This is a genomic window from Nocardiopsis sp. FIRDI 009, from assembly GCF_003386285.1.
In the GTDB taxonomy this organism is placed as follows: Bacteria; Actinomycetota; Actinomycetes; order Streptosporangiales; family Streptosporangiaceae; genus Nocardiopsis.
Genome location: NZ_QPNC01000023.1, coordinates 24,408 through 36,993 on the forward strand (window position 1 = coordinate 24,408; position 12,586 = coordinate 36,993).

Consider the following 12,586-nt stretch of genomic DNA (forward strand, 5'->3'; position numbering starts at 1 on the left):
CCGGGAGGCGTCACAGGTAGTGGCGCTGTCCCTGCTTGTGCGAGCGGTAGGTCGGATAGGCGTCGCGGGTGGAGTCGAGGTCGGACACCTGGCTGACGGGCACGTCCCACCAGGCGCTGCCGGGCGGGTTGGGGCCCTCCGGGTCGGTCTCGATGTGCACGACCGTGGTGGTGTCGGCGGCCTTGGCCTCGACGAGGGCCTGGCGGAACTCCTCGATCCCGTCGGCGCGGATGACGCGGGCGCCGAGGCTCGCGGCGTTGGCCGCCAGATCGACGGGCAGGACGGGCCCGTCGAGCTGTCCGGTGGACGGGTCGCGGTAGCGGTACCTCGTGCCGAACCGCTGGGAGCCGAGTTCCTCCGACAGGGACCCGATGGAGGCGAAACCGTGGTTCTGGACCACGACGATGATCACCTTGATCCGCTCGGAGACCATCGTGACGATCTCCTGGGCCATCATCAGGTAGGACCCGTCGCCGACCAGGACGACCACCTCACGGGAGGGATCGGCCATCTTGACGCCGGTCCCGCTGGCCACCTCGTAGCCCATGCAGGAGTAGGCGTACTCGACGTGGTAGGACTTCGGGTCCCTGGCCCGCCAGAGCATCTGGAGGTCCCCGGGCATGCTCCCGGCGGCGTTGACGACCACGTCGCGGTCGTCGAGGACGTCGTTGAGCGCTCCGAGCACGGCCGTCTGGGCGGGCGGCGGGCCGTGCTCGACGGTGTAGCAGGCGTCGGTGACGGCGGCCCACTCGTCGGCCAGCGCCCGGGAGCGGGCCCAGTGGTCGGCCGGGACCTCCCAGCCGGCCAGTTCCCGGCGCAGCGCCTCCAGGCCCGCGCGCGCGTCGGCGACCAGCTGGGTGGCGGCGTGCTTGGCCGCGTCCAGCCGGGCCACGTTCAGGTTGACGAAGGTGACGTCCGGGTCGGCGAAGACCGTGTGGCTGGCGGTGGTGAAGTCGCTGTAGCGGGTGCCGACGCCGATCACCACGTCCGCCTCGCGGGCGAGCGTGTTGGCGCTCCTGGCGCCGGTGGAGCCGATCCCGCCGACGGCGCGGTCGTGGTCCCACGGAAGCGCCCCCTTGCCCGCGTGGGTGTCGGCGACCGGGATACCGGTGGCCTCCGCGAACGCGCGCAGGGCCGCGCACGCCTCGGAGTAGACCACGCCGCCGCCCGCGACGATCAGCGGCCGCTCCGCGCGGCGGATCACGTCGGCGGCCCGCGCCAGGGCGTCGGGCTCGGGCACCGGTCGGCCGATGTGCCAGACGCGCCGGCGGAAGAACTCCACCGGCCAGTCGTACGCCTCGGCCTGGACGTCCTGGGGCAGGCAGAGGGTGACCGCCCCGGTCTCCGCCGGGTCGGTGAGCACCCGCAGGGCGGCCTGGGCCGCCGGAATCAGCTGTTCGGGGCGCGTGATCCGGTCGAAGTACTTGGAGACCGGCCGGAACGCGTCGTTGACGGTGACGTCGCCGCCCCGGGTGTCCTCCAACTGCTGGAGCACCGGGTCGGGCATGCGCGTGGCGAACATGTCGCTGGGCAGCAGCAGGACCGGGATGCGGTTGGTGGTGGCCAGCGCGGCGCCGGTGACCATGTTGGTGGAGCCGGGGCCGGTCGAGGCCGAGCACGCGAAGGTCTGGAGCCGGTTGCGGGTCTTGGCGAACCCGACGCTGGCGTGGACCATGCCCTGTTCGTTGCGGGCCAGGTAGTAGGGCAGGTCGGCCTCGCCGGTCGTGGCGGCCTGGAGCAGCGCCTGGCCGAGGCCGGCGACGTTGCCGTGCCCGAAGATGCCCCACACCCCGGGGATGAACCGCTGCTCGACGCCGTCGCGCTCGCTGTACTGCGCGGCGAGGAAGCGGACCAGGGCCTGGGCCGTGGTGAGCCTGACGGTGGACCGGGTCATCACGCCTCCCTCTCGACGGCGGAGGTCAGCGGCAGGCGGCGGTCCGTCTCCTGGTCGGCCCAGGTCTGGCGCACCCACCCGTGGGCGGGGTCGTCGCAGATCCTCCAGGCGCGTTCCTCGCCGGGGCCCGCCATGACGTTCAGGTAGTACAGGTCGTATCCGGGGGCGGCCATGGAGGGGCCGTGCCACCCGTGCGGGATGAGGACGGCGTCCTCGCTGCGGACCTCCTCGAAGACGTCGATGGGACGCTTCTCGGTCCCGTAGACCCGCTGGTAGCCGATGCCGGGGCCGGTGGGCCCCTCGGAGACCTCGTAGTAGTAGATCTCCTCCAGTTCGCACTCGGTCCCGGTGGCCTCGTCGTGCTTGTGCGGCGGGTAGGAGGACCAGTTGGACGCGGGGGTGAGCACCTCGCAGGCGATGAGCCGGTCCGCCTCGAAGGTCCCCGGTACGCAGAAGTTGTTCACCTGGCGGCTGGACTGGCCGGCGCCGCGCAGTTCGACCGGGACGTCCTCGGCGGCGCCGTACCTGGCGGGCAGGCGCCGGTCGCAGCGCGCGGACGGGAGCGCGAACCGGCCGCCCCCGCTGCTGGTGACCGTGGCGCGGGAGTCGCGCGGCAGGTAGACGAAGTCGGTGACCCGGGTGAACACGCTCCGCCGCCCGGTGACGCGGAACTCCTGTCCGTCCACCGTGACGACGCAGCCGCCGTCCAGCGGCAGGACGAGCGTCTCGGCGTCCCCCGTGGTGATCTGCTCGGTGGCGCCGGGCGCCAGTTCCAGGACGCGCAGCCCGCAGTAGCCCCACCCCGCGGACTCGGGGGTGATGACGGTTCGGAAGGGCTTGGCCGCGGTGCTTCCCGCAGGCAGGTAGTGCTTGGTGTCGGTCGGACTCACAGCAACCCCACAGCGGTGTCGACGGCGGCCACGACGTCGTCGTCGGCCGGGTACAGCAGGGACCGGCCCACGGTCAGGCCGATGACGTTGGGCAGTTTGAGCGCCTCGCCCCAGCGGGCGAACGCGGCGTCGGGGTCCTGCGACAACTCCCCGCCCAGCAGGACCGTGGGCAGGGTGGAGGTGGCCACGACCCGCTCCATCTCGTCCACGACCGGGAGCTTGAGCCAGGTGCGGGCCGAGGTGTTGCCGAGCCCGGAGCCGATGGCCACGGAGCGGGCGACCGCGTCCGGCGACAGGTCGTTGCGGACCACGCCCCCGGTGCGGCCGGAGATGAACGGCTCGACCATCGCGATGACGCGGGCGGCGTTGAGCTCGTCGACCGCCCTGGCGCAGCTCTCCAGGGTCGGGACGGTCCGGTCGTCGTCGTAGTCCAGCCGGAGCAGCATCTTGCCGCCCTCGAAACCCATCCGGGCGATCCCGGCGGCGTCGTAGCCGGTGAACCGGTCGTCGATCTCCCACGCGGCACCGGCCAGCCCGCCGCGGTTCATCGAGCCGAAGACCGACTTGCCGTCCAGGACCCCGCTCCCGTCGGGGTTCCGCAGCAGGAGCAGGTCCTCCAGGATGTCCGCCGTGGCCAGGACACCGGTGACGCCGGGACGCGCCAGCGCGGTGCGCAGCCGGTCGAGCAGGTCGGCGCGGTCTGCCATGGCCATCGGACGGCTGCCCGAGCGCAGCGCGCCGCGGGCGGGATGGTCGGCGGCGACGATCATCGCCTTGCCGTTCCCCGCCACGGGCGAGGCGGGCCGGACCCGCTCGGCGGCGGCCTCGGCGATGGCGTCGGGGTGGTGCAGGCGGGTCTCGACGATGGATCTGAACAGGTCATCCGGCATGGGCCGCCTCCTCCAGTGTGGCCTCGACCTCGGCGGAGGTGGGCATGGCGTCGGAGCAGGACAGGCGGGAGGCGACGATGGCGCCCGCGGCGTTGGCGAAGCGCATGACGCGTTCGGTGTCCCACCCGGAGAGCAGGCCGTGGCACAGCGCGCCGCCGAAGGCGTCGCCCGCGCCGAGGCCGTTGACCACCTCGACCGGGACCGGAGCGACGCTGACCTGGCCGGAGTCGTCCACGGCGAGCACCCCGGCGGGTCCCCGTTTGACGACGGCGAGGTCGATTCCGGCCGCGCGCCCGGCCTTGGCCGCGGCCTGGGGGTCGCGGTCCCCGACCGCGGTCTCCCACTCGTCGAGGTTGCCCGCGGCGACGGTGGCGTACGGGAGCGCCTCGGCGACCCAGCGGCGGGCCTCCGCGCGGGACTCCCAGAACATCGGCCGGTAGTCGAGGTCGATGACGGTGATCCCCCGCCGTCCCCGTGCCCGGAGGGCCTCCAGGGTGGCGGTGCGGCTCGGCTCCCGGCTCAGGCCGGTGACGGTCACCCAGAACACGTCCGCCGTGGCGATCGCGTCCAGGTCGAGGTCCTCGGCCCGGATCATCAGGTCGGGCGCGACGGGGTCGCGGCCGTAGAAGTACAGGGGGAAGTCGTCCGGAGGGAAGATCTCGCAGAACGTCACGGGGGTCGGCAGGTCGGCGACCGGCGTGACGAAGCGGTCGTCGACTCCGAACCCGCGCAGCGCCCGGTGGACGAACCGGCCGAAGGGGTCGTCGCCGGTGCGGGTGATCACGGCGGACCGGTGGCCGTGGCGCGCGGCGGCGACGGCGACGTTGGTGGGACTGCCGCCCAGGAACTTGCCGAAGGAGCTCACCGCGTCCAGGCCGACCCCGGTCTGCTCGGGGTAGACGTCGACGCCGACGCGGCCCATGGTGACGACGCCGAAGGGCGCGTCGGAGCTTCGGCCTGCACTGGCGTTCACGGGGACCTCCGTGGATAGCGGTACACCGGGGCTTCTCTTCTCTTCCTCGGGTGCGGTTCGTCGGTGGTGTCCCGCGCTCCGGACGGCGCCGGCCGCGGGGGATGAACTCCCGGGACTAGCGCGCTCTACTAGAGCGCTCTAGTCTGAGCAATGGTGATCCAGGTCACATGTGGTGTCAATACCCCGTTCCGGATCTGGTAGGAGAGGTAGGGCGATGGGAGGCGACAGAGTGACCAACACCGACGGCGACACCGCCCCCGGGGACGACGCCTCGAAGCGTCCGAACCGGCGCGGGAACCGGCGCCCCACCATGGAGGACGTCGCCGCCCGGGTCGGGGTCTCGCGCGCCCTGGTCTCCGTGGTCTTCCGCGACGCCCCGGGTGCGAGCCCGCAGACCCGCGCGCGGGTTCTGCGCGCGGCCGAGGAGATCGGTTACCGGCCGGACGTGGCCGCGCGAACCCTGGCCAGCTCGCGGAGCCGGGTGCTCGGCGTCATGCTCACGGTGCACAACGCGTTCCACGCCGACCTCGTCGAGGCGGTGTACACGGAGGCGGAGCTGGTCGGCTACGACGTCCTGTTGTCGGCGCACGCGCGCACCCGGCATACGGAGAAGGCGGTCGGCGCCCTGCTCGGACACCGCTGCGAGGCGCTGATCCTGCTCGGCCCCGAGACGACCACGGACTTCCTCGGCGAGGTGGTCGAACGGGTCCCCGTGGTGTCGGTCGGCCCGCGCTTCCCCGGTGTCCACGTGGACACCGTGCGCACGGCCGAGGGCAGGGCGACCCGCCAGGCACTCGACCACCTGGGGGGACTCGGCCACCGGGACATCACCCACCTGGACGGCGGCACCGGCGCGGGATCGGCCGAGCGCAGGCGCGCCTACCGCGACTGGATGCGCCGCCGCGGCCTGGCCGACCGCGTGCGGGTCCTGCCGGGCGACCACACCGAGTCCAGCGGGGCCGAGGCCGCGCACCGGCTGCTCGCCGAGGGGCGCGTCCCCACCGCGCTGTTCGCCAGCAACGACCGGTCCGCGATCGGCTTCCTCGACGCGATCACCCGCGCCGGGGTGCGGGTCCCCGAGGACATCTCGCTGGTCGGGTTCGACGACATCCCGCTGGCCCGGCTCGCGCACATCCAGCTGACGACGGTCCGCCAGGACGTCCAGGGGCTGGCCCGCGCGGCCGTGCGCGCCGCCATCGACCGGTTGGCGTCGCCGGACCTGCCCCCGCGGGTCAGCGTGCTCGAACCGGAGCTCGTGGTGCGCGGCACGACGGCCGCCCCGCGGGCCGCCGGGACCTGCTGAGTTCACGGGCGCACCTCCTCGATCCGCACCGGTCGGCCCTCCCGGCGCGACCGTTCGGCGGCGTCCGAGACCAGGACCGCCTCCAGCGCGTCGGCGACGGTGCACGGGCTGGGGCCGCCCTCGCGCACGGCGCCGAGGAAGGCCGCGATCTCGGCGCCGTAGGCGGGGGCGAACCGGGACCAGAACTCGTGGTGGGGGTCCTGGGAGGGGAAGTCCGCCCCCGCCTCGGCCGAGCGGAGGGCTGCGTGCCCGTCGAGGCCGACCGCGACGGTCCCGGCCGAACCGGCCAGCTCCATCCGCACGTCGTACCCCGCGCCGTTGTAGCGGGAGCCCTGCACGGTGGCCAGGGTCCCGTCGTCCATGCGCAGAACCGCCGCCGCGGTGTCGACGTCGTCGGCCGCGGCGAAGTACCCGGCGCCGCGGTTGGCGCCGTAGGCATGGACCTCCGCGACCTCGCGGCCGGTGACCCAGCGCAGGATGTCGAAGTCGTGCACGAGGCAGTCGCGGAAGAGTCCGCCCGAGGTCGGCAGGTACTCGGCGGGCGGCGGCGCGGCGTCGCAGGTCACGGCGTGCACGCGGTGCAGCTCGCCCAGTTCGCCGTCGCGCAGGGCCCGCCGCGCCTCGGCGTACCCGGCGTCGAAGCGCCGCATGAAGCCGATGTGGACCAGGACCCGGCGCTTGTCGACCTCGCGCAGGACGTCGACGGTCTCCGCGACGGTGGGCGCGACCGGCTTCTCGCAGAAGACCGGCGTCCCGGCGCGGACCCCGGCCAGGATGAGCTCGGCGTGCGCGGAGGTGGCGGCGGCGACCACGAGCGCGTCGACCGCCCCGGGGTGGAGGAGGGTGTCGATGGTTCCGGCGACGTGGGCCCCGACCCGCCCGGCGACGTCGCGGGCGCGGGCGCCGTCGGCGTCCACCAGGACGAGCTCGCCGACCTCGGGCCGCGCGGCGATGGCCGCCGCGTGCGACGCACCGATGCGTCCCGCTCCCACCAGTCCGACGCGCATGCCCACCCCTTCCGGTGTCCGGGCTCCGGGACCGGTCGGCCCCGGGGTTCACGTGGCTGTTCCGTGGGTCACAGCCACGGCCCCATGTTCACTCGGGCGAAACAGACCTGTCAATAGTTTGTCTAGACATAATTACCTATGAACGTAAAGACAACCGGGCATCATTACACTGACCGGGGGAGGGCGACTCCTCCGAGGCCGCACACGACGAACGGACGCGCACGTGACCGAGACCCCGCTGTCGATCCCGATCGACCGGTCCAGCCCGGTACCCCTGTACTTCCAGGTAGCCCAGGAGCTGGAGCGGCGCATCACGTCGGGCGAGCTGGCCGTGGGCACGCGCCTGGAGAACGAACTCGTCCTCGCCGAACGGCTCGGGCTGTCCCGGCCCACGCTCCGCCGCTCCATCGAGTACCTGGTGGACCGGGGACTCCTGGTCCGCAAACGCGGCGTGGGAACCCAGGTCGTCATGCCCCGCGTACGCCGACCGCTGGAGCTGTCCAGCCTGTACGACGACCTGAGCCGCGCCGGGGAGCACCCCCGGACCGAGGTCCTGAGGCTGGCCGTGGAGGCCCCGCCGGACGCGGTCGCCGCCTCGCTGGAGGTCGATCCCGGCACCGAGGTGTACGTGCTGGAGCGGCTCCGCTACGCGCGCGACGAACCGCTGGCCCTCATGCACAACTACCTGCCCGTCGGGCTGGTCGACCTCGACGAGGGAAAACTCGCCCACCAGGGGCTCTACCAGCTGCTGCGGGCGGCGGGCGTCACGCTGAAGATCGCCTCGCAGAGCATCGGGGCGCGCAACGCCACGGCCGCGGAGGCGCGCGTGCTCGACGAGACGCGCGGGGCCCCGCTGCTGACCATGGAGCGCACCGTCTACGACGACGTCGGCCGGGTGGTCGAGGTCGGATCGCACGTGTACCGGGCCTCGCGCTACTCCTTCGAGCTCACCCTGACCGACTGACCCTCTCCGCGAACCCCCGCGATCGTGTCGTCACCGTGCGCTACGTTCCTGCCATGAGAAGACCGGCAGTACTAGAGTGGCCCCAGGAATCGACCGTGGAGGATTCGATGACCGCCGAGCCGCTCCCTGAATGGTTCACCCCACCACCCGGCGGCTGGACCGCCGATGACATGGACGAACTTCCCCCGGGAGCCCCCCGGATGGAACTCATCGACGGAGCGCTCGTTTTGCTGTCCCCCCAGACCAAGTTCCACGCCAAGGTCATGCTCCGCCTGGTGGCCGCCCTGGAAGAGGTGGCCCCGGAAGGCATCGACATCCTGCACGAGATGACCATGAAGCTGGGCAAGTACCAGCGGCCGGAACCGGACGTCCTCGTCTACAGGTACGAGGAGGGGGACGACGACCGCCTCGACTGGTACAGGGCCACCCACGTCCCGCCCGAGGACGTGCTCATCGCCGTCGAGATCGTGTCCGAGGAGTCCCAGGACCGGGACCGCACCACCAAACCGCTCAAGTACGCCCAGGCGGGCATCCCCCACTTCTGGCGGATCGAGCCTGAGAAGAACGGCCCCGCGATCCACGTCTACGAGCTCGACGGGACGCGGGACCCCAGGTACGTCCCGATCACCATTGCCCGGGAGCGGCTCAAACTGGACGTCCCGTTCCCCATGGACATCGACGTGAGGGCACTGGCCCGGAGGTAACACCATCTGTCCGGCACGGCGTCGACCGGGTCTCGGTCGGACCTGCCGCGGCGGTCCCGCCGCGAGGGTGGCGAAGCCCTCCGGACTGTCGGGGACGGCGACGGACACTGTCACCGTCGGGGCCTTCCTTCCCCGCCGTGCGCCGGCCGGGCGGTCAGTGCTCCCGGTCCGGAAGCGTCTCCCGCGCCAGTGCGGCGGCACCGATCAGCCCCGCCTCGTTGCCCAGCGCCGCCGCGACCACACGCGCGGTCGGCCGGTAGCCCCGCCCGGTCAGGTTGCGCTCGAAAGCGGTCCGGGCCGGGCCGAGCAGCAGCTCACCGGCCTCCGACACCCCGCCGCCGATGATGAACAGCTCCGGGTCGAACGCGGCCGCCAGGTTGGCCAGGCCGGTACCCAGCCACGTCCCCACGTCCTCCAGGATCTCCACGCACGCCCGATCGCCCTTGCTCGCCAGCTCACTGACCAGGGGTCCGGTGATCAGGTCGGCGTCACCGCCCACGGCCTGGTGCAGCACCCGGGCCACGGGCGACTCGGCGCGCACCAGTTCCCGGGCCTCCCGGGTCACGGCGTTCCCGCTCGCGTACTGCTCCCAGCAGCCCCGGTTGCCGCATTCACACCGGTGGCCGCCCGGGACCACCGTCATGTGGCCGAACTCCCCCGCCAGCCCGTAGCGGCCGCGGTGCAGCCGTCCGCCGAGGACCACCGCCCCGCCGATCCCGGTGCCCAGGTTCACCACCACGACGTTGTCCACGCCCTGCCCCGCCCCGGCGCGCACCTCCGCCCAGGCGGCGGCGTTGGCGTCGTTCTCCACCACGACCGGCAGGTCGAGCCGGTCGGAGAGCGCGTCACGGAGCGGCTCCCGGCGCCATGACAGGTGCGGGGCGAACAGGACGTTCGCGCGCTGCTCGTCGACGAACCCCGCGGCGCCCACTCCCACGGCGACCACCGTGAACTCCCGCATCAGTTCCCGGACGACACCGACGATCGTCTCCTCGACGACGGCCGGGCTCTTGCTCCGCTCCGGAGTCTCGGTCCGCAGGCGGGCCAGCACGTGTCCCTCGGCCGTGACCACACCGGCGGCCACCTTGGTCCCGCCGATGTCCACCCCGATCGTCAGGGCGTCCTCGGCCCGTGGCTCCGTCATACGTTCACTCCAGTGTCCCGACACGCGATGACCGGGGGCCGTCGGGACGGCCCCCGGTCATCACAACGCTCACACGCCCGTCTCTCTGCCCACAGACCTCGGCTCCGTTCCGTTCCACCGGTCACCCGAGGGGGTTCGTCGCTCGGGCGCCGGCAGGGTGCTGACGGACAGGGCTGCGCCGAAGGCGTCCGTCTAGCCCAGCGCCGACCGCACCGCGGCGGCCAGGCGCTCGGCCACGGCACCGGCCTGCTCCTGTTCCGGGGCCTCGACCATCACGCGCACCTTCGGCTCGGTCCCGCTGGGCCGGAGCAGCACACGCCCGCTCGTGCCGAGTTCGGCCTCCGCCTCGCGCACGGCGGCGGCGAGCTCCTCGGACTGGTGGGTCCGGGACTTGTCCACACCGGACACGTTGATCAGCACCTGCGGCAGCCGCGTCATCACCTTGGCCAGCTCCGCCAGACCCAGCTGCCGTCGCGCCATCGCGGCCAGCAGGTGCAGACCGCACAGGACGCCGTCCCCCGTGGTCGCGTGGTCCAACAGGATGACGTGCCCGGACTGCTCCCCGCCCAGGCCGTACCCGCCGCGCTTCATCTCCTCCAGGACGTACCGGTCGCCGACGGCGGTCTCCACCACGGCGATGCCCTCACGCTCCATCGCCTGTTTGAGCCCGAGGTTGGACATGACCGTCACCACCAGGGTGTCCTCGACCAGACGGCCCGCCTCCTTGGCCTCCACCGCCAGGATCGCGAGGATGTGGTCACCGTCGACCACCCGCCCCTCGGCGTCCACGGCCAGGCAGCGGTCGGCGTCGCCGTCGTTGGCGATACCGGCGTCCGCTCCGTGCAGCACCACCGCCTCGCGGAGCGCCTCCAGGTGCGTGGACCCGCACCCCTCGTTGATGTTGAGCCCGTCCGGCCGGTCGCCGATCGTCACGACCTCGGCGCCCGCCCGGCGCAGCGCCTCGGGCGCCACGGTGGACGACGCGCCGTTGGCGCAGTCGACGACGACCTTCAACCCGTCCAGCCGGTGCGGCAGCGACGACAACACGTGCTCGACGTAGCGCTCCGCCCCGTCGGTGGCGTCGGTGACCCGTCCGACCGCGTCGCCGACGACCGGGGGCGCGGGGACGCCGAGCATCCCCTCGATCTCGTCCTCCAACGCGTCCTCCAGCTTCTGGCCGCCGCGCGCGAAGAACTTGATCCCGTTGTCGGGAGCGGGGTTGTGACTGGCGGAGAGCATGACGCCGAAGTCGGCGTCCAGCTCCCCGGTCAGGAACGCGACGGCGGGGGTCGGCAGGACGCCGACCCGGACGACGTCCACACCGGTGCTCGCCAGTCCGGCGACCACGGCCGCCTCCAGGAACTCACCCGAGGCCCTCGGGTCCCGGCCCACGACGGCCCGGGGACGCCACCCCTCGGTACGGTCGGCGAGCACGCGGGCCGCCGCGACGGACAGCTCCAGAGCGAGTGGGGCGGTCAGGTCCCGACCGGCGACACCCCGTACACCATCTGTTCCGAACAGCCGTGCCACAGGCCACAGCCCCTTTCGAAAGCGGCGCCGGACACGGCGCCGGAGAAGAAGATCGACGTGGCGCGGACGCCACCGAACAAGCGAAAAACCCGTACGCCGCCCCCGACTCGGGGACGACGCACGGGTGGAGACTCAGCCGAGCGGGTGTCGGCGCATGAGCACTAGCGCTTGGAGAACTGGGGAGCCTTGCGCGCCTTCTTGAGACCGGCCTTCTTCCGCTCGACCTCGCGGGAGTCGCGGGTGAGGAAGCCGGCCTTCTTCAGGGTCGGGCGGTTGTTCTCCGGGTCCAGGGCCGCGAGCGCACGGGCGATGCCGTGGCGCAGCGCACCGGCCTGGCCGCTGGTGCCGCCGCCGTCCAGACGGGCGAAGACGTCGTAGGCGCCGTCGAACCCGAGGGAGACGAGCGGCTCCTTGATGGTCTGCTGGTGGACCTTGTCCGGGAAGTACACCTCGAGCGGCTTCCCGTTGACCTTCCACTCGCCCGCACCGGGAGTGATGCGGACACGCGCGACGGCCTGCTTACGGCGACCGGTGCCGGCGCTGGGGCCGGAGGCGGTGGGGACGTAGGCGGCGGTCGTCTCGTCGGACTCGCTGGTGTACTCGGAGGGGAACTCCTCCGGGTTCTCCGCGTAGTCCTGGGCGACGTCTTCGATGCCGGTGGGCTCGGACACGGTTCTCCTCGTGCTTCCTGTAAAGTCTCGCGAACGCCTAGGCGGGCTGCTCGATCTTGCTGATTTCGAACGGCACCGGCTGCTGGGCCTGGTGCGGGTGCTCCGGCCCGGCGTACACCTTGAGCTTCTTGGCCATCTGGCGGCCGAGCGAACCCTTGGGCAGCATCCCCTTGACGGCCTTCTCGATGGCCCGCTCCGGGTGCTTCTCCAGCAGCTCGGCGTAGGCCACGGAGCGCAGACCGCCCGGGTAGCCGGAGTGCCGGTAGGCGCGCTTCTGGGCCAGCTTGTTACCGCTCAGGGCGACCTTCTCGGCGTTCACGACGATCACGAAGTCGCCGGTGTCGATGTGGGGCGCGTAGTACGGCTTGTGCTTACCCCTAAGGAGCGTGGCAACCTGGCTCGCCATACGCCCGAGCACGAGATCGGTGGCGTCGACTACATGCCACTGACGCTGAACATCGCTTGGTTTGGGGCTGTATGTGCGCACGATCGTTTGCCTTCGCTCTTCAGTCGGCTGCCCCATCCCGCACGGGGATGGCGGACTCGTATTACGAAACGCCGCCGCGGTTGCGGGACGTTCTTGGCCGGATGTCCCATGCCAATGAGGACGATCCGG

The 12,586-nt window shown here is 72.3% G+C and carries 12 protein-coding genes; 3 read left to right on the top strand and 9 right to left on the bottom strand.

Going from position 1 to position 12,586, the window contains the following annotated elements:
• Positions 1 to 10 precede the first annotated feature (10 nt).
• The 4 genes from iolD to iolC are packed head-to-tail and all read right to left on the bottom strand — an operon-like array spanning position 11 to position 4,596.
• The gene (gene iolD / locus DVR05_RS19735) at positions 11 to 1,894 is read right to left on the bottom strand and encodes a 3D-(3,5/4)-trihydroxycyclohexane-1,2-dione acylhydrolase (decyclizing) (protein ID WP_116247400.1); all 1,884 of its coding nucleotides are present in this window, start codon (positions 1,892 to 1,894) and stop codon (positions 11 to 13) included.
• The gene (iolB, locus tag DVR05_RS19740) at positions 1,894 to 2,784 is read right to left on the bottom strand and encodes a 5-deoxy-glucuronate isomerase (protein WP_116247401.1); all 891 of its coding nucleotides are present in this window, start codon (positions 2,782 to 2,784) and stop codon (positions 1,894 to 1,896) included. Before iolB ends, iolD begins: the two co-directional genes overlap by 1 nt.
• On the bottom strand, positions 2,781 to 3,674 hold the full coding sequence (locus DVR05_RS19745) for an aldolase (RefSeq protein WP_116247402.1): 894 nt from the start codon (positions 3,672 to 3,674) through the stop codon (positions 2,781 to 2,783). Before DVR05_RS19745 ends, iolB begins: the two co-directional genes overlap by 4 nt.
• Positions 3,664 to 4,596, bottom strand: a complete 933-nt coding sequence (gene iolC, locus DVR05_RS19750; RefSeq protein ID WP_116247456.1) for a 5-dehydro-2-deoxygluconokinase — start codon at positions 4,594 to 4,596, stop codon at positions 3,664 to 3,666. Before iolC ends, DVR05_RS19745 begins: the two co-directional genes overlap by 11 nt.
• A gap of 265 nt (positions 4,597 to 4,861) precedes the next feature.
• Here iolC and DVR05_RS19755 point away from each other — a divergent pair, with 265 nt between their 5' ends.
• Positions 4,862 to 5,950 (top strand): LacI family DNA-binding transcriptional regulator, encoded by a 1,089-nt coding sequence (locus tag DVR05_RS19755; RefSeq protein ID WP_116247403.1) that lies wholly within the window; start codon positions 4,862 to 4,864, stop codon positions 5,948 to 5,950.
• Positions 5,951 to 5,952: 2 nt separating this feature from the next.
• Here the strand turns inward: DVR05_RS19755 and DVR05_RS19760 are convergent, their stop codons facing one another.
• Positions 5,953 to 6,957 carry a Gfo/Idh/MocA family oxidoreductase gene (locus tag DVR05_RS19760; RefSeq protein WP_116247404.1) on the bottom strand — a complete coding sequence of 335 codons (1,005 nt, stop codon included), beginning with the start codon at positions 6,955 to 6,957 and terminating at the stop codon, positions 5,953 to 5,955.
• Positions 6,958 to 7,180: 223 nt separating this feature from the next.
• Between DVR05_RS19760 and DVR05_RS19765 the strand changes: the two genes are divergently transcribed.
• Together DVR05_RS19765 and DVR05_RS19770 are read left to right on the top strand one after the other, a co-directional pair.
• A complete protein-coding gene (locus DVR05_RS19765; protein WP_116247405.1) occupies positions 7,181 to 7,921 on the top strand; it encodes a GntR family transcriptional regulator in 741 nt (246 codons plus the stop codon).
• Between the two features lie 107 nt (positions 7,922 to 8,028).
• Positions 8,029 to 8,625, top strand: a complete 597-nt coding sequence (locus DVR05_RS19770; RefSeq protein WP_116247406.1) for a Uma2 family endonuclease — start codon at positions 8,029 to 8,031, stop codon at positions 8,623 to 8,625.
• A 154-nt stretch (positions 8,626 to 8,779) separates the two neighbouring features.
• On the opposite strand, the gene DVR05_RS19775 is transcribed toward DVR05_RS19770, so the two are convergent.
• The 4 genes from DVR05_RS19775 to rplM all read right to left on the bottom strand — a co-directional run bounded on the left by DVR05_RS19775 (position 8,780) and on the right by rplM (position 12,457).
• Positions 8,780 to 9,769, bottom strand: a complete 990-nt coding sequence (locus DVR05_RS19775) for an ROK family glucokinase (RefSeq protein ID WP_116247407.1) — start codon at positions 9,767 to 9,769, stop codon at positions 8,780 to 8,782.
• 192 nt (positions 9,770 to 9,961) lie between these two features.
• Positions 9,962 to 11,299 (bottom strand): phosphoglucosamine mutase, encoded by a 1,338-nt coding sequence (gene glmM / locus DVR05_RS19780; protein ID WP_116247408.1) that lies wholly within the window; start codon positions 11,297 to 11,299, stop codon positions 9,962 to 9,964.
• Between the two features lie 161 nt (positions 11,300 to 11,460).
• Positions 11,461 to 11,970: a 30S ribosomal protein S9 gene (rpsI, locus tag DVR05_RS19785; RefSeq protein ID WP_116247409.1), complete on the bottom strand. Its 510-nt coding sequence runs from the start codon at positions 11,968 to 11,970 to the stop codon at positions 11,461 to 11,463.
• Between the two features lie 37 nt (positions 11,971 to 12,007).
• Positions 12,008 to 12,457: a 50S ribosomal protein L13 gene (gene rplM, locus DVR05_RS19790; protein WP_116247457.1), complete on the bottom strand. Its 450-nt coding sequence runs from the start codon at positions 12,455 to 12,457 to the stop codon at positions 12,008 to 12,010.
• Positions 12,458 to 12,586: the final 129 nt, after the last annotated feature.